The organism is Pseudomonas corni, assembly GCF_057128765.1.
Window position 1 is genome coordinate 218,413 of the sequence record NZ_JBSKHW010000010.1, and the last position, 17,004, is coordinate 235,416.

A 17,004-nucleotide genomic window follows, 5' to 3' on the forward strand; every position below is an offset into this window, starting at 1 on the left:
AAGTTCGTTGAGGTCATGGCATGACGAGCATTGGCCCCGTTGCCAGAGCTGTGATTGCAACGCTGCAACACAACCTCATTACAACACCGTGAAATCAGCAGATGGCGTTAAAAGTGCGGGCTGCTTGATAGAAAAAGCCGTTTTACAGGCTGCGCTCAGCACACTTTGCGGGGCGCTCCAGCCTTGGGCAAACCCCAGATTCATGCGCTCTTATGGTTCCTTGCCCCCATGAGCAAGGCAAAAACAGGCTTTTACGCCGCATATCCTGCTTGCGCACCGATCAATCAGAAGCGGAACGTCGGCACGCGAAAAACCCTAAGCATTTGCTGCCGACGGCGACGTTCATTTAAGCAGTTACTGTGGTCTGAATGCCTGCGGATCGGGGAATCTACCGAATCCTCTTACCCCCCTTGTCACCCCGTTCAACAGATGGGATACAGCACCTCAGTAAACGTATCTAAACGCTCGCGCACACCTTTGAAACGGAGACCCTCATGCCGGATTCCCAACGTCCCGCCTATAACTATCGCCCGATGACCGCCGCCGATGTCGCTAACGCCCACGCGTTGTCGGCTGCCCTGAAATGGCCACATCGGCTGGAAGACTGGGCCATGCTGCAGCGTGTCTCCCAAGGGTTTATTGCCGAAGACAATGGCCGCTTGATTGGCAGTTCGTTTGCCTGTCATCAGGGCGAGTTCTCCACCATCGGTCTGGTGATCGTCAGTGACGACTATCAAGGCAAGGGCGTTGGCCGCCAGCTCATGAACCTGGCTTTGGAAACCGTCGCACCGCGCACCGCGATCCTCAACGCCACGCTGGCCGGTGCGCCGCTGTACGCCAAGATGGGATTCAAGGATTTTGGCCAGATCGAGCAACGTCAGGGGCAGGCAACCTTGTCGGGGTCGACGCCACTCAACGCTGGTCATAGCTGTCGTGGGCTGCACAACGCTGACGCGTCGCGCCTTGTCGAACTGGCCAATGCGGGCAGCGGCCTGGACCGGAGCGCGGTATTGGACGATCTGCTCGCCGCCTACGAATTCGGGGTCGGTATCGAGCGAGATGGCCAGCTTCAAGGCTTCGCGCTGCTGCGGCCTTTCGGTCGCGGACTGTGCATCGGCCCTGTGATCGCGCAAGACGTGGATCAAGCCAAACACATGATCGAAGAACTGCTCAGCAAAGTGCCGTATGCGTTTGTGCGAATCGACATTCCTACCGATTGCGGTCTGGCCCAGTGGCTCGACGACGCGGGGCTCAAGCGCGTGGACGCGGTTACGCAGATGAGTCTTGGCGCCGCGCCACAAGCGAGGCAAGGCGTACAACAGTTCGCACTGGTCACTCAGGCAATTGGCTAATTCATTTCTGGAGACTCACCCATGTCGCATCCTGTCGTTCTGCTGTTGGCACGCGCTGATCAAACCTCTGTGGACGCGCCCTTTGTGGCGGGCCGCCTGAGCGCGGACGATCCTTTTGCGGACGGTCGCAAGACGGCGTTCATAGATGATGAGGGGATTGCTGCGGGGACAGTTCAGGCCAGTGGTTCAGTGACGGTTGAGCGTTATCCTTTCACCGAGATGCTGGTGGTGCATCGCGGCCTCGTGACCCTGCGCAGTGGCGATCGCAAGCTGGAAATCGAACCGGGTCAAAGTGCTGTGATCGGACGCGGCACTGAGGTGCAGATCGACACTCAAAACGGCAGCATCTGGGCATTCTGCGCCGCTGCACGGGCCAACGGCGCTGATAAATCCGGCGTGACGCTCATCGACCATCGCGCCGTCCTCTCGCCATCGGCAGCCCCCGAAGCGAGCATTCTGATTGGCCCGACCCCGGAGTGCCGCAGCAACAATCTGTTCGAAGACACCGCCAGCACGCTACGTATTGGAGTGTGGGACTCGACCCCGTATGCGCGGGGGGCACGACCACACAAAATTCACGAACTGATGCACCTGATTGAGGGCGAGGTCGAACTGACCCACGAGGATGGTACGAGCGTAATCGTCAAACCCGGCGACACTGTATTCGTCCCCCAAGGCACGCCTTGCGCCTGGACCAGCACGGTGTACGTGCGCAAGTTTTATGCGGTGAATTAAGGGGGCTGGAGCGCGCATCCTAGTAGGAACTTCTGGAGACGTGTCGTCAGAACTGGCCTCATCGCGGGCAAGCGCGCTCCTACAAAATTGGGGGCGCGGTCACTGTCTTCATGAGGCGTAATCCCCACGCTGGTGCTCGATCAAGCGCAGCGCGGCGGTCCACGCCAACTCGATCAGGCGCATGCCCTCCTCGTCGTCGGTGAACTGGCTGGCGGTCAGGCGGCAGACTTCTTCGGAGGGGTAAATCAGCTTGCTGTTGCCGGCCAGCGCCTGAATCTGCGCCTGGCAGGCACGCTCCAGAAAGTGGATTTCATGGAAAGCCTCAGCCACGTTTCGCCCACCGGCGAGCAAGCCGTGATTACGCAGAATCATCGCGCGGTGCGTGCCGAGATCCCGCACCAGACGCGCGCGCTCGTCCAGGCACAACGCCACGCCTTCGTACGTGTGATACGCCAATTTGCCGTAGAACTTCAGCGCGTGTTGAGTGATGGGCAGCAGGCCGTGTTCCTGAGCAGAGACGCCCATGCCCGCCGCCGTATGGGTGTGAATCACGCAGTTCATGTCCGCACGCGCCATGTGGATGGCAGAGTGAATGACGAAGCCTGCTTCGTTGACTTCGTGGTTCTCATACAGAGGGTCGACTATCTTCCCCGCATGATCGATTTTCACGAGGTCACTGGCACGCATGTGATCGAACAGCACGCCGTAGCGATTGATCAGAAAGTGATGATCAGGCCCCGGCACGCGCAAACTGATGTGCGTGTCGATCAGATCGGTCATCCGAAAGTGAGCAATCATCCGGTACAGAGCAGCCAGTTCGCAGCGGGCTTGCCACTCCAGTGGCTGAATGTGTTCAGGGCGGTTCATTCTCAGGCTCCGGTGGCTGTTCGGTATTAGGACTGATGCAGCACGGTGATGCCTAACATCTGTAGGAGCGCGCTTGCCCGCGATAATGCTTTGGTTGCTACATCTGCAACAAATTCAAATATGCCATCGCGGGCACGCGCTCCTACAGAGGGTCCGTTACTGCCCGCCGTTCAATACACCGACTTTGGTCATCACAAACTCGGCAAACTGCTGGGCACTCATTTTGTCCCCGTTAAAGTCGACGACGTCATTGGCGTAATGCAGGTTCGAGGTGATGTTGTCTCCTTCGACCTTGCCCACGTCCAGCATGATCGCCATGGCGCCCGCGGTGTCGGCTGCATCTTTGGCTTGCTGCGCAATGGTCATGGGATCGGTCACACCGGCAGAAGCGGCTTGCAGTGTTGCCAGATCCTGAATCATCGGCTTGGACAGCAGCAATTTCGCATCAAGCTGAGTCAGCAACTGCTTGAGCAGCGCAGGGCCTGCCTGGTCCAGCGAAGTTGGATTATTCAAGTCCAGGACAAGGCTGAAATGGCTCTCACCGTTTTTGGTTTTCAGCGCCAGCTTTTCCAGCTCGATGTGCGGCTTGGCAGTCAGCAGCTTAGCGACCTCAGCTTGCACCATCGCCTGATCGGCAGGACTCAGTTGCGGCGTGAAGCGCTCGCCCGCCATCGCGGCCGCTTGGGCCTGCGGCTGGATTTTGTCCTTGTAGAACTGGAGCAGCGTCTGGGTCGCGGCGATGTCGAAGTTAGCGAACTTCCACAGCATCTGCGAAGAGCCGATCTGCTTACCGTTGTAGCTGATCATGCCGATGTCGTAGCTGACCTGGGCGCTCAGGTTGCCCTCTACTTCCTGAAGCAGGCTGGTATTTACGAAATCTTTGAGCTCAACCGGCGGCTTGCCGACCACTTGCAACACGGCCGAGGCGACTTTGGCATCGCTGTGCCCCAGGTAAAGTCCGGATTTGCCTTTGGTGCCGCCGGTCTCGAACGTGAAGTTCTGAAGCGCAATGCGCACCGGGCCCTCTTCAGATTTAGCATTGATGTCCAGGCTATCGAGCTGACCGGTAGCCTTGAGCTTCTGGCCATCGCCGCTGGCTTGAGCATTGAGGGTGAAGCCGGAAAACTTGAAGGAGCCCTTCTCGTCTTCGAACTGGAATGGCAGGAAGTTGACCTGACCTTCACCAGCACGGTCGTAGCCCATGCTGAAGTGGCCCGTCAGCGGTGCCTGGTCGTTGGTCATCGCGAACCAGCGCTCGGAAAAGGCGTTCTTTTCCAGCTGCATGTTGCTGGCCGCCATGACAGGCACCAGCTTGAGGGACTTGATGCGGGACCACGGGAACGGGCCGTGCTCGATGTTATCGACCAGCAGCAGTTCAACCGGCTGCCCCTGATTGAACTGAGGGCTCTGCACGTTAACTCGGTAATGCGCGGTGCTGGTGAAGACGTGACGGTCAAGGGAGATCAGCTCCACGCTCGCATCACCTTGCTGCCCGACCATGGCGGTCTTGAGCTGTTTGTTGCCCTCGACAATGGCCTCGCCAAGTACACCTTCCAGCCGAACGCCGGTGTACCAGGCGCCTGCGGTGATCAACGCGCCTGCTACCACAACGACGCCTACGGCAATTTTTGCTGATTTATTCATGTGTCGACTCGAAGATGTCCGTTCTGGTGGTGTTTGATGTCTTCCCTGACCCTGAGGGGTTTCGACGGTCGGGCGACCCTGGCCGAAGCAGCGTTTGATGCTGCCGAGAACCGGGGCAGATTAGCACTCGTCTGCGGTGGCGGCATCCCCGACTGCAAGCCGCTTGCCCTTTCAGGCCGTGCATCGGTCACAAATGCCGCTTCCCGCACCCTCGGGGCTGCATTGATCTGACCGACGAGGTTGATTTGCAGCCTTTCGCCCTAGCCATGGTCTTCGGCCAGTTGTTAGGCTGGGCATCAATTTGCATACGGGATCAATGAGATGAGCGAAGCGCACAACCCAAAGGGCCCGATCAAGGCAGTCATTTTCGACATGGACGGCCTGTTGCTCGATACCGAGGGCATTTATACCGAAGTCACTGACACCATCGCCAAGCGTCATGGCAAGTCGTTTGGCTGGGACGTCAAGCAGCACACCATTGGCCGGGGCGCCACGGACTTTGCCGAATACGTGATCAAGGCCCTGCAACTGCCGATGACCGCTGATGAATTCCTCAACGTTCGGCAACCGATGCTGGACGACCGCTTCCCTCATGCGCAGCCCATGCATGGCGCAGAAGCCCTGGTGCGGCATTTGGCCGAACACAATATTCCGATTGCGGTGGGCACCAGCTCTTCCATTCATTACTTCCACGCCAAGACCACACTGCACCGCGCCTGGTTTGAGCTGTTCCGCCACGTGGTCACGGCTGATGATCCGGACGTCACAGCCGCCAAGCCTGCACCGGATATCTTTCTGGTGGCAGCACGGCGTCTGGGCGTCGACCCGAAGGATTGCCTGGTGTTCGAAGACTCGCCATTTGGCGTAACGGCGGCAAAAACGGCTGGGATGTTCGCTGTTGCTGTGCCGGATTCGCACATGCCAACCGAGCAATATGCTCATGCGGATTTGATGCTGGGCTCGCTGGCGGAGTTTGTGCCGCAGGACTGGGGTTTACCGGGATACAGCGATAAGCGTTGAGCCTGCGCAGGGGCGTTTTTTACGCCCCGCTGTAGGAGCCAACTTGTGGCGAAGCGAACTACGAGGTGTGGCAGTCGTGATGGCGCGCGAACAAGTTCGCTCCTACAGAGGTTCCGGTTGCTGCCATTTAGGAAACATTTGCTTGCATCTTATTTGGCAGGTTTTTGCGTCTCATTCGTGAATGATAGAGGGCCAAATCGTTTGGTCCTGCCGCTGATGCTTTTATCGCGGCCCTCTCATCGCACAAAAGACGCAACCCATGTCCAAGAAGTCGCGCTCGCGCACCTGGTTCCTTGTCCACAGCTGGCTGGCCTTGCCCATCTGGTTTTTCGTACTGATTGTCTGCGTCACAGGCACGTTGGCCGTGGTCAGTCAGGAGATCGTCTGGCTGGCGCTGCCTGAAATACGCGCCACTCAGCCATCCGACGACGCGCCACTGCTGACATTTGGCCAAGCCGTGGAGGCCATCAACAAGGCGCGTCCTGAGTTGGTGATCCGTGAAATCAACCGCCCCGATGAATCGCACTTCGCGCTGAATGCCATCGTCAGCAACCCGGATGGCAGTTCCGCGACGCTGTTCGTTAACCCCTATACCGGCGTGATACAGGGTAAAAACCCCGACTTTGACTTCCAGCAATTCACCCGAGCGCTGCACGGCTGGTGGCTGGTGCCGTTCACCAGTGGCTTCAGTTGGGGTTGGTATCTGGTGTCGCTGTTGAGCCTGCCGCTGCTGGCTTCGCTGGTCACCGGGCTGGTGGTGTTCAAGCGTTTCTGGCGATCGTTCTTGAAACCCACGTTGCGTTTCAATCAGGGCGCGCGGGTGTTCTGGGGCGACTTTCATCGCCTGTCCGGCATCTGGTCGATCTGGTTTATCGCCACGATCGCTATCACCGGGCTGTGGTTTCTGGTTCAAGCAATCCTGTTCGATAACCACATCGATATTTCCACCGAAGGCGTGCCAGACATGATTGCGCGTCAGGAAGTGCCGCGCACCGCTGATGGCCAACCACCGAAATTGATCGCGGTGGATGACGCCATCACTACCGCACAAAACGGCATCCCCGGGCTTGAAATCAGCGCGGTCACTTTCCCCGGCACGGCGTACAACCACCTATCGCTGTCAGGGCGCGGCTGGTATCCGCTCATGTTCCAAAGCGCGTCGATCAACCCTTACAACGGGCAAATTGCCGAACAGCGCTTGCTCTCGGACTACTCGAAACTGGAGTTCGTGACGCAATCGATGCGTCCGCTACACACCGGTGATTTTGGCGGCCTGTGGATAAAAATGATCTGGATGTTCTTCGGTCTGCTGCTGAGCATGATGGTGCTCAGCGGTTTGCTGATCTGGACCAAACGCACGGCGCTGGCGACCGCAGCGGCACTGCGCCGCCCCGCTCGACTGACGCGCACCACTTCGGAGGTCAGCCCATGAGCAAGGCCGCGACGCCACTCGACCACCAAGCCAAACCTATCTCGCGCCCACGACAGCTGTGGCTGAAATGGCGCTTCCACCTGAGCATTCTGCTGTTGCTGATCCCGCTGGGATTCATGCCGCAGTACTTTCGTGACATGGCTTTTTTTCGCGGCGACACCGGCTTGGGAGAACGCATCATCGGCGACGTCCAGGTCGGGCCATGGAGCCTGACACTGGCAGAAACCCATGACGATGGCCCGGAAACCGAAGCCCCGGGCATCTACGTGAACGAATTCAACGCCGCGCTGTGTAAGGCATGCATCCCGCAGATCAAAGCGGGCTACCTGCGCATCGGTAAACCCCGGAGCCTGCGAGCAGCTGGCGCAATTTTTGAAGGCAGCCCGTATCGCATGGGGGCCGAGGTTTCGGTTTCCGCATCTGCCTCCCCTGATGACGAATTGTGGATCACGCTGGAAGGCTGGGACGGTACGGTCCACCAGACCACCCTTACGCTGGCCAAGGCATCGCCAAAAACTGTCGAATGGCTGAAAACACAAGGAGCCCGTCCATGACGCATCTATTCATCACCGCCGCGGTGTTATTGACGATGAGCCTGCCCGCCCACGCCCATACTCTGTTGTGTGAGTGCTGGGAGCTCGCTGCCGAACAAGTGCAGTGCAAAGGCGGCTTCGCCCACGGCAGCGCCGCCAACGGTGTCACTGTGGACGTCATTGGCTATGACGAGAAAACGTTGGTGGCGGGGCGATTCGGGGACGACTCGACCTTCACCTTCAAGCGCCCGGACGGGGAGTTTTACGTGCTGATGGACATGGGCGCGGGGCATACGTTGGAGATTGATCACAGCAAGATCAAGACAAAGCAGTAACCCGTCGGAATCTTTCGCGAGCAAGCGCGCTCCTACAGCATTCGTTCAAAAACCCGGTTTTAAATCGACTCCTAGCGCAACGGCAAAAGCTTTCACCAACGGGCTGCGCGGGGCGTTATGGCGCAGGATCAGGTTGAATGGGGTCTGGATCTGAATAAGGTCCGGCCTCAAGGCGCGAAGCGTTCCCTCCCTCACAAGCCGGTCGGCGTAATGCTTGGGCAGAAAACCGATAAAGCGTCCCGTCAGTATCAATATCGCTACGGCCTCAACCTGTGAAGCTGACGCTGACTGGCTGTCGTACGTGACGAAACTGGCCTTGTCACGGTGGATGGCGTAACGGTGGTTGATGACCTCGTAGTGACGCAGGGTGTTTTCGTCCAGATCGCTTTCGGCAACGTGAAACAGCGGATGCCCTGTGGCGCAATAAGCGTGGGACCGTTCTTCATACAACGGAAAATAATCGAACTCTTCACGCTGCTGATATACCGGCACGATACCCAAAATCATCCGTCCCTCAACTATGCCGCGCTCGACTTCATCCAGTTGTGCGGCATGAAGTCGCAGTCTTACTTTAGGGGCCTCGTCGTGCATTGTTCTAAGCCCATTAATTAACGGCGAATGATCATCGGACATCGTGTTATCGATAACGCCAATGCTTAGATCGCCAATCAACTCATGCTGCGCTGAACTAATTCTGTCGCGGAAACTATCTACAGAGGCGAACAATTCGATGGACGCCTGATAGACAAGTTTGCCTTCTTCGGTCAGACAAAACCCTTCGCGACCGCGGGTACACAAGCGCATGCCAATACGAATTTCGAGGTCGGAAATCTGCTTGCTGATGGCGGCTAGTCCCACATTCAGCTCGTTTTGCGCAGCACTGAAGCCGCCGGCCTCAACCACTGCCTGGAACACTCGCAACAGTTTGAAGTCCAGACCGCTCAGCGATAACGGCGCTCTGGCTCCAGGTTTGGGCGGCAAGTTTCCAGAAGTGGAAAGTGGGGTTTCCATAATGCTTATTTACCTCGCCCGTCGTATTCAACAGGCTGTGACTCACAACAAAAACATGCCCGAGCCGTCATGATGAACACAGACAATGGCGATTGGCAACTTTCCATTCGATGCCCCGATCAGTGACAAGTCGCTGATTTAAAAATGATTAAAACCTGACACTTCGATCAGGACTTGATACTCGAAACTGCCCTCCAAAGTCAGAAAATTATCGGACGACGACGCGCGCTTTTTGCAAGCAAGACGCGATCTCCGGTTTTTCCCGGCTATCGAATTCGCGCATGCAGAGGAAAAAAACGATGTCTCAGCCAACCGATCGCCTGTGGGGCGCACGCTTCAAGACCGGCCCGTCCGAAGCCTTGGCCGCACTGTCCCGCTGTCCGGAACGCTACTTCCGCCTGACGCCTTACGACCTCGCCGGCTCCCGCGCTCACGCCCACGAACTGCAGCGCGCCGGGCTGTTGGATGACGTCGAAACCGAGACCATGGTCCAGGCGCTGAATCAGATTGGCGATGACTTTCGCGAAGGCACGCTGCATCCCACTCAGGACGATGAAGACGTTCACACCTTTATCGAGCGAGTGCTGACCGAACGCCTTGGCGCACTGGGCGGCAAGCTGCGCGCCGGGCGTTCGCGCAACGATCAGACGGCCAACGATCTGCGGCTGTTTCTTCGCGATCATGCGCGGCTGATCACCACCGAAGTACTCGGTCTGCAAAACGCGCTGGTGGCACAGGCTGAGCAGCATGTTGAAAGCATCTGTCCAGGTTTTACACACCTGCAACAAGCGCAACCCATCGTCTTCGCCCACCACTTGCTCGCCCACGCGCAATCAATGCTGCGCGACGTTCAGCGCCTGGTGGATTGGGACGTGCGCACGTCGCTCTCGCCGCTGGGAGCAGCTGCGATGGCAGGTTCCGCCATCGCCCGCCAGCCGGAGTACTCCGCCAAGGAAATGGGCTACACCGGCCCGTGCGAAAACTCTATTGATGCGGTCGCCAGTCGTGACCACGTGGCGGAATTTCTGTTTGTCGCGAGCATGCTCGGGGTGAACATTTCTCGCTTGGCGGAAGAGTTTTGCCTGTGGTCTTCGCGACAGTTTCGCTGGGTAGGTCTGGACGATGCCTACGCCACTGGCAGCTCGATCATGCCGCAAAAGAAGAACCCGGACATTGCTGAACTGGCGCGTGGCAAGGCTGGACGCCTGATTGGCAACCTGACCGGGCTGCTGTCGACACTTAAATCCCTGCCGCTGTCGTATAACCGCGACTTGAGCGAAGACAAAAACAGCGTGCTCGACAGCGTGGACACGTTGCTGTTGGTACTGCCTGCAATGGCGGGCATGGTTGCCACCATGACGGTCAATGTCGATGAGCTGCGTCGTCAGGCCCCACTGGGCTTCACCTTGGCCACGGAAGTTGCTGATTGGCTGTCCGTGCGCGGCGTGCCGTTCAAAGAAGCCCACGAGATCACTGGCGCACTTGTCCAGCTGTGTGAGAAGCACGACATCGAGCTGTGGGAAGCCACGCCGGCCATGCTGACTGAAGTGGACGTGCGTTTGACTCCTGAAGTGCGTGAATGCCTGACGCTTGAGGCCGCCATCGCGGCGCGCAGCGGCTGGGGCGGGACGGCGCCAGAGCGAGTGCGTGAGCAGATCGGTCGTTTGAAGACTGCACTGACCGAGCAACAGCAATGGGCTGGAACCTACAGCGGGTTTCGTATCTGATCCCCGGCGCCACGCCTTCGGAGAAACACCATGAACCAAACCCAGGCAGAGCGTTTGCAAGCTGAACGCAAAAAGACCGAAAACGAGTTCGACATCACTCAGTACGAACACGTACCACGTCGCTATTACGGCCGCATCTTCTTCGCCACCCTCATTGTCGTTGCGCTGGCCGGGCTGGCGCGGGCGTTCGCCAATGGTCAAATCGAATGGTCGTACATCGGCCAGTTCCTGACCTCTCAAGCCATTGTTTGGGGACTGCTGAACACCATTATCATGTCGATTCTGGCGATGATTCTGGGTGTCATCATCGGCGTCATCATTGCCGTTATGCGCATGTCGGCCAATCCCATCCTGCGTTACGTCGCCATCGGCTACACGTGGCTGTTCCGGGGCACGCCACTGATTCTGCAACTGCTGCTGTGGTTCAACCTGGCGCTGATCTTCCCGGTCATCGGCATCCCTGGCGTGTTTAGCCTCGACACTGTGAGCCTGATGACACCGTTCATGGCGGCACTGCTGGGCCTGAGCATCAACCAAGGCGCCTATACCGCTGAAGTGGTGCGCGCAGGATTACTGTCCGTGGACACCGGTCAATACGAGGCCGCCAAGTCGATTGGCATGCCGCGCCTGCAGGCTTTGCGCCGGATCATCCTGCCGCAAGCGATGCGCGTGATCATTCCGCCGGTGGGCAACGAGTTCATCAGCATGGTGAAAATGACCAGTCTGGCGAGCGTGATCCAGTACTCCGAACTGCTGCACAACGCGCAAAACATCTACTACGCCAACGCTCGGGTCATGGAGTTGCTGATCGTCGCGGGCATCTGGTACCTGGCGGTAGTGACTGTCCTTTCATTCGGCCAAAGCCGTCTGGAGCTGCGTTTCGCACGCGGCGCCGGCAGGCGTTCGTAAGTCAGGTCGAGGAGATTCAGACATGAGAAGCATCGTTAAAGCCGTCGGCCTGAACAAGTATTACGACAGTTTCCACGCCCTCAAGGACGTCAGCATTGAGGTCGAACAAGGCGAAGTGCTGTGCATCATCGGCCCTTCAGGTTCGGGCAAAAGTACACTGCTGCGCTGCGTCAATCAGCTGGAAAAGATCGACAAGGGTGGCCTGTGGGTGGATGGCGAACTGGTGGGTTACCGGGTCGTCGGCAACAAGCTGCATGAGCTCAACGAAGCGCAGATCGCTCGCCAGCGCTTGAGTACGGGCATGGTTTTTCAGCGCTTCAACCTGTTTCCGCACATGACGGTGCTGCAGAACATTATTGAGGGGCCGATCCAGGTGCTCAAGCGTTCGCCGAAGGAGGCTCAGGAAGACGCCATTGAGTTGTTGGCGCGCGTGGGGCTGGCGGACAAGCGCAATGCCTATCCCGTTGAGCTGTCTGGCGGTCAGCAGCAGCGTGTGGCGATTGCCCGCGCGCTGGCGATGCGTCCCAAATTGATGCTGTTCGATGAACCCACTTCAGCCCTTGACCCGGAGCTGGTCGGCGAAGTGTTGTCGGTTATGCGCGATTTGGCGCACAGCGGCATGACCATGATCGTCGTGACCCACGAACTGGGCTTCGCTCGCGAAGTCTCCAATCGAATGGTGTTCATGGACGGCGGCCAGATTGTGGAGGCCGGAAGCCCCGAAGACATACTAATAACTCCACAGAACCCAAGAACTCAAAGCTTCATTTCTGCCGTTCGCACCTAAACGAAAATCAAAGAGAACGACCATGAAAACACTCATTATCCCAACGATGCTTGTCGGCCTGATGGCCTCTGCCTCGGTCTTCGCTGCAATCCCGGCGAGCCTGAAAGAGAAAGGCGAGATCACTGCCGCCATCGTGCCTAACTATCCGCCGATGGATTTCAAGGACCCGGCAACCAACACGCTGACTGGCGTTGATGTGGACCTGGGCAACGCGCTGGCTGAGCGGCTGGGCGTGAAGATTAAATGGCAGGAAACAGCTTTCGAGCAAATGGTCAGCGGTTTGGTGACCAAGCGCTTCGATATCATTCTGTCGGGTATGACGGACACGGCTGAGCGGCAGAAATCGGTGACGTTCATCGACTACTTCACCAGCGGCCCGCAGCTGTACACCCTGACCAAGAACACTAGCCTGAACGAGCTGACTGACTTGTGCGGCAAAAAGGTTGGCACCAGCCGTCGCACCACTTGGCCTGCGGAAATAGCAGCCTGGAGCAAGACCAACTGCGAAGGCGCGGGTAAACCGGCGATTGAAGTCATCGGCTCAGAAGGCTCAGCTGACGCCCGCGCGCAATTGCGTCAGGGTCGTCTGGATGCCGCGATGCAAGGCAGCGAAACCATTCCTTACCTGATGACGCAAGAAAAGGACGCGTACAAGCCGATCGGCCTGGCGATCTCCAAGCAATTCACCGGCCTGGGAGTGAGCAAGTCCAATCCGGAATTGGCCACCGCCATCGCCGAAGCGATGCAGAGCATGGTTGACGACGGCACCTACGGCAAGATCCTGAAGAAGTGGGATCTGGAGAGCGGCGCTGTGAGCAAGGTCGAGACCAATCAGGGTAAATGATCGACCGGGTTCCGTGAAACGGCGTTGTCTATAGGAGCGCGCTTGCCCGCGATTGCGTTGTGTCAGACAACAGCATCGTTTCTGATCCGAGGCAATCGCGGGCAAGCGCGCTTCTACCGGGTCAAAATAAACGCAACGATAAGGACATAAAAACAGCAGTGGCCACTTACTCCCTCGTCATTCGTCGCCTGATGGTCTGCTCGCTGACCATCGTCATGAGTCGGGCGATGACCAGCCCGTTGCTGACATTATTTCTGAGCACCAAGCTTGGACTGAATCAGCAGGATGTCGGGCTGCTGATGGGCGTCGCAGTGTTTCTGGCGACGCTACTGGGGCTGTATGGCGGTTACATCATCGATCGCCTCGAGAAGCGCAAACTACTGATACTGGCGATGTTGTCCAGTTCTGTCGGCTTCACTTTGCTGACGTTTGCGCAGAACCTTTATCTGACTACGCTTACTTTGGTGATCACTGAAACCGCTTCGGCGCTTTTTTTGATTGGTTCTAAAGCGATCATCAGCGAGAACCTGCCAATCGGTCAGCGCGCCAAGGTATTTTCCCTGCGCTACACGCTGACCAATATCGGTTACGCAACAGGGCCGATGCTAGGCGTGCTGATTGCCGGACAGTTGCCGCTCGCGCCTTTTCTGATTGCCAGCGCCATTGCGTTCGGCAGCATCTTCCTGATGATCGGCATCCCGCCGACAGCGCGGGACGGCGAACATAAGCAACTCAGCTTTTTCAAAACACTCGCCACGCTGAAGAATGACCGCACGCTCATTCTGTTTACCGGTGGCAGTCTGTTGAGCACTATCGTGCATGGGCGTTACACGCTGTACCTCTCCCAGTTCTTGCTGGTCACACACACGTCGGCGCAGGCGCTGAAGATTTTGTCTGCCGTGCTGGCCTGTAACGCGGTGACGGTCATTCTGATGCAGTATCAGATTGGCCGCTTTCTCAAGCGTGAGCAGTTGCCTTACTGGATTTGCCTGGGCACTGGATTGTTCGTCGTCGGCCTAATCGGTTTCAGTTTTGCACAGAGCACCTTGGGCTGGTGTGTAGCGATGTTCATGTTCACTTTGGGAGAGATGATCATTTACCCGGCCGAGTACCTGTTCGTCGATACGATCGCCCCGGATCATCTACGCGGTAGCTACCTTGGCGCGCAGAATCTGGCAGCATTTGGCGGCGCGATGAGCCCGGTAATCTGTGGGTATTTGTTGATCAACACACCGGCACCGACAATGTTTTATGTGTTGGCAGCGTTAACTTCGCTCGGAGGAACGTTGTGTTTTTTGAGTGGCAGACGGGCCCACCTCGGTACGCCACTGTGAATTTGTCACTTTTCAAATCTGCGTTAAACAGGCGAGTATGTCCGGCTTAGAGCTGCCGGTCTGACAGATATTTCAGAGTTATCCTACATACCTGATTCAGACCATCCTGATTTCCACTTCTTTTCTGAAAAGGACATCGCATGACTCATCGCATTCTCGGCCAATCAGGCCTCAAAGTCTCGACGCTGACCCTGGGGTCCATGATGTTCGGTGTGCAAACCAGCACCGAAGAGTCTCTGCGCATCATCGACAAGGCCTGGGATGAGGGTGTCAACTTCATCGACACCGCCAACGTCTATAACGCAGGGCGCTCGGAAGAAATCGTTGGTGAGGCCATTGCCGCCCGCCGTAGTGAATGGATTTTGGCAACGAAGGTTGGCAGTAGCTCTGGTAGTACCGCACCTAACACCAGTGGCCTGAGCCGCAAGCATATCTTCAATGAAGTTGAGTCCAGCCTGCGTCGTCTGGACACCGATTACATTGACATCTACTACCTCCACAAAGAGGACCACTCCACGCCGCTTGAGGTAACGGTTTCGGCCATTGGCGATCTTATTCGCCAAGGTAAAATCCGATATTGGGGTGTGTCCAACTTCCGTGGCTGGCGGATTGCTGAGGTGGTAAATGTGGCGCTGCGTTTGGGCGTCGACAAACCGGTGATCAGTCAACCGCTGTACAACATCGTTAACCGTCAGGCGGAGCTGGAGCAAATCACTGCAGCCAAGTTCTATGGTCTTGGGGTGGTGCCCTACAGTCCGCTGGCAAGGGGCGTGCTCAGTGGCAAGTATGCGCCAGATGTTACGCCAGACAGCAGCACCCGGGCGGGCCGTCAGGACAAGCGTATTCTGGAAACGGAGTGGCGCGTAGAGTCACTGCGTATCGCTCAGAAAATCCAACAGTACACTCAAGACAAAGGCGTCGGGATTGTCGAGTTCGCCATCGCTTGGGTGCTCAATAATAAGGCCGTTACGTCAGCTATCGTAGGCCCACGCACTGAAGCCCAGTGGGACAGTTACACCAAGGCTTTAAGCGTGAAGATCACGGCAGAAGATGAGGCGTTCATCGACGCGTTGGTCACGCCAGGACACGCCTCAACGCCAGGCTTTAATGATGTGCAGCATTTTGTAACTGGACGGTATGCGTAAGGCGCGGCGAATCCATGGTCGGGAAATCGGATCGTTTAATGCCTGGTTTACCCGACTCGAGTGTCACTCTGACCAAACAGCTTTGAGTTAATTGAAAGTGATCCCGCTTGATATTACTTACGCGCTGGCCCACGGGTTGATCGAGGGGTCACACACGTTGACAAGATTTGATGCAGCTTCTAGTGTCCCCATTGGATCCAACATCAGACCATATAAAGAAGTAGGCGATGCGCAGGACTGATAAGGAACAATTTCTCCGGGAAGTTCTGGGTGATGAGCAGCCGCCTGCGCATCTGGCGCGGGCCGTTATCGAAGCGAAGGTGCGTAATGCAATTCTTGATGGTCGATTGCCTGCGGGGATCGCGCTACGACAACAGGAACTTGCAACGCTGTTCGGCGTAAGTCGTATGCCTGTGCGAGAAGCTCTGCGGCAACTCGAGGCTCAATCATTACTGCGCGTCGAGACCCATAAGGGCGCAGTTGTAGCCCCGCTCATCAGTGAAGACGCCACGGACGCTTATGCGTTACGCATCCTGCTCGAATCCGAAGCGATACGCCAATCCGTTCCATTACTTGCAGAAGAGGACATTGCGGCGGCCAGGCGGTGTATTGAGCAGCTGGAGATTGAAACTGACTACGCCGTGATGGGTACGCTGAATCGCCAGTTCCACATGACGCTCTATTCAAAAGCGCCCAACAAGCGGCTGCTTAAGTTGGTAGAGGATGGGTTGAACGAGGAAGAGCGGTTTTTACGTTTTAACCTTTCGGCCATGGGACTGGGCAAACTGTCTCAGCATGACCATTGGGAACTGCTGGAGCTTGCTCAAGCCAAGTCTGTAGAGTTGACTGTCAGTGCCCTAGAGCTCCATCTGAACCGTGGTGTCAAAGCGATCAATGCCTACCTTAAGGATCGCTCATCAGAACTTCCCACCCCTCCTCCCAAGACGCGTAAGCACGATCGTCCGTAACGCATCTCACCGTTGCCGGGGCGATACAGCTTTCACGCTTGCATTTCGGTCTACCAGAAACACAAAACCCCTGTCTGCGCGAGCAGACAGGGGTTTGGGAGTTTAATCTTGACGATGACCTACTCTCACATGGGGAAACCCCACACTACCATCGGCGATGCGCCGTTTCACTGCTGAGTTCGGGATGGGATCAGGTGGTTCCAGCACTCTATGGTCGTCAAGAAATTCTGTTGCCGATCCGTTATCAGGTAACGTCTCAGCGAATAATTTCTAGAGCTTTCATTAAAACAAAACCCCTCACCGCGTAAGCGATGAGGGGTTTCGGAATTTAATCTTGACGATGACCTACTCTCACATGGGG

17 protein-coding genes and 1 rRNA gene are annotated in these 17,004 nt (G+C 57.1%); 14 read left to right on the forward strand and 4 right to left on the reverse strand.

Annotation, left to right across the window (positions count from 1 at the left end; translation table 11 throughout):
* The first annotated feature begins 494 nt into the window (after positions 1–494).
* The gene (locus tag ACWKV9_RS17100; RefSeq protein WP_483837309.1) at positions 495–1,352 is read left to right on the forward strand and encodes a GNAT family N-acetyltransferase; all 858 of its coding nucleotides are present in this window, start codon (positions 495–497) and stop codon (positions 1,350–1,352) included.
* 21 nt (positions 1,353–1,373) lie between these two features.
* Positions 1,374–2,087 carry a cupin domain-containing protein gene (locus ACWKV9_RS17105; protein WP_483837310.1) on the forward strand — a complete coding sequence of 238 codons (714 nt, stop codon included), beginning with the start codon at positions 1,374–1,376 and terminating at the stop codon, positions 2,085–2,087.
* Positions 2,088–2,195: 108 nt separating this feature from the next.
* Here ACWKV9_RS17105 and ACWKV9_RS17110 read toward each other — a convergent pair whose 3' ends face one another.
* Entirely contained in the window at positions 2,196–2,954 is a 759-nt protein-coding gene (locus ACWKV9_RS17110) for a class II aldolase/adducin family protein (RefSeq protein ID WP_483837311.1), read from the reverse strand.
* A gap of 156 nt (positions 2,955–3,110) precedes the next feature.
* Positions 3,111–4,598 (reverse strand): YdgA family protein, encoded by a 1,488-nt coding sequence (locus ACWKV9_RS17115; protein ID WP_483837312.1) that lies wholly within the window; start codon positions 4,596–4,598, stop codon positions 3,111–3,113.
* Positions 4,599–4,634: 36 nt separating this feature from the next.
* Between ACWKV9_RS17115 and ACWKV9_RS17120 the strand changes: the two genes are divergently transcribed.
* The 5 genes from ACWKV9_RS17120 to ACWKV9_RS17140 all read left to right on the forward strand — a co-directional run bounded on the left by ACWKV9_RS17120 (position 4,635) and on the right by ACWKV9_RS17140 (position 7,918).
* The gene (locus tag ACWKV9_RS17120) at positions 4,635–4,829 is read left to right on the forward strand and encodes a hypothetical protein (protein WP_483837313.1); all 195 of its coding nucleotides are present in this window, start codon (positions 4,635–4,637) and stop codon (positions 4,827–4,829) included.
* A 90-nt stretch (positions 4,830–4,919) separates the two neighbouring features.
* A complete protein-coding gene (locus ACWKV9_RS17125; RefSeq protein WP_483837314.1) occupies positions 4,920–5,618 on the forward strand; it encodes an HAD-IA family hydrolase in 699 nt (232 codons plus the stop codon).
* 259 nt (positions 5,619–5,877) lie between these two features.
* Positions 5,878–7,050 (forward strand): PepSY-associated TM helix domain-containing protein, encoded by a 1,173-nt coding sequence (locus ACWKV9_RS17130; RefSeq protein WP_483837315.1) that lies wholly within the window; start codon positions 5,878–5,880, stop codon positions 7,048–7,050.
* Positions 7,047–7,604: a thiamine pyrophosphate-binding protein gene (locus tag ACWKV9_RS17135; protein WP_483837316.1), complete on the forward strand. Its 558-nt coding sequence runs from the start codon at positions 7,047–7,049 to the stop codon at positions 7,602–7,604. The genes ACWKV9_RS17130 and ACWKV9_RS17135 overlap by 4 nt, the downstream gene beginning before the upstream one ends.
* Positions 7,601–7,918 (forward strand): hypothetical protein, encoded by a 318-nt coding sequence (locus ACWKV9_RS17140; RefSeq protein WP_483837317.1) that lies wholly within the window; start codon positions 7,601–7,603, stop codon positions 7,916–7,918. The genes ACWKV9_RS17135 and ACWKV9_RS17140 overlap by 4 nt, the downstream gene beginning before the upstream one ends.
* Before the next feature lie 45 nt (positions 7,919–7,963).
* Here the strand turns inward: ACWKV9_RS17140 and ACWKV9_RS17145 are convergent, their stop codons facing one another.
* The gene (locus tag ACWKV9_RS17145; RefSeq protein WP_483837318.1) at positions 7,964–8,929 is read right to left on the reverse strand and encodes a LysR family transcriptional regulator; all 966 of its coding nucleotides are present in this window, start codon (positions 8,927–8,929) and stop codon (positions 7,964–7,966) included.
* Positions 8,930–9,228: 299 nt separating this feature from the next.
* Here ACWKV9_RS17145 and argH point away from each other — a divergent pair, with 299 nt between their 5' ends.
* From argH to ACWKV9_RS17180, 7 genes are all read left to right on the forward strand, one after another.
* On the forward strand, positions 9,229–10,656 hold the full coding sequence (gene argH, locus ACWKV9_RS17150) for an argininosuccinate lyase (protein WP_483837319.1): 1,428 nt from the start codon (positions 9,229–9,231) through the stop codon (positions 10,654–10,656).
* 30 nt (positions 10,657–10,686) lie between these two features.
* Positions 10,687–11,565: an amino acid ABC transporter permease gene (locus tag ACWKV9_RS17155; RefSeq protein ID WP_483837320.1), complete on the forward strand. Its 879-nt coding sequence runs from the start codon at positions 10,687–10,689 to the stop codon at positions 11,563–11,565.
* Between the two features lie 22 nt (positions 11,566–11,587).
* Complete coding sequence (locus tag ACWKV9_RS17160; protein WP_483837321.1) at positions 11,588–12,352, forward strand: amino acid ABC transporter ATP-binding protein; 765 nt, start codon at positions 11,588–11,590, stop codon at positions 12,350–12,352.
* Positions 12,353–12,374: 22 nt separating this feature from the next.
* The gene (locus ACWKV9_RS17165; RefSeq protein WP_483837322.1) at positions 12,375–13,196 is read left to right on the forward strand and encodes an ABC transporter substrate-binding protein; all 822 of its coding nucleotides are present in this window, start codon (positions 12,375–12,377) and stop codon (positions 13,194–13,196) included.
* Between the two features lie 158 nt (positions 13,197–13,354).
* A complete protein-coding gene (locus ACWKV9_RS17170) occupies positions 13,355–14,530 on the forward strand; it encodes an MFS transporter (protein ID WP_483837323.1) in 1,176 nt (391 codons plus the stop codon).
* Between the two features lie 140 nt (positions 14,531–14,670).
* Complete coding sequence (locus ACWKV9_RS17175; RefSeq protein ID WP_483837324.1) at positions 14,671–15,675, forward strand: aldo/keto reductase; 1,005 nt, start codon at positions 14,671–14,673, stop codon at positions 15,673–15,675.
* A gap of 227 nt (positions 15,676–15,902) precedes the next feature.
* Positions 15,903–16,643 (forward strand): GntR family transcriptional regulator, encoded by a 741-nt coding sequence (locus ACWKV9_RS17180; RefSeq protein ID WP_483837325.1) that lies wholly within the window; start codon positions 15,903–15,905, stop codon positions 16,641–16,643.
* Positions 16,644–16,749: 106 nt separating this feature from the next.
* On the opposite strand, the gene rrf is transcribed toward ACWKV9_RS17180, so the two are convergent.
* Positions 16,750–16,865 (reverse strand): 5S ribosomal RNA (gene rrf, locus ACWKV9_RS17185).
* Between the last annotated feature and the right edge of the window lie 139 nt (positions 16,866–17,004).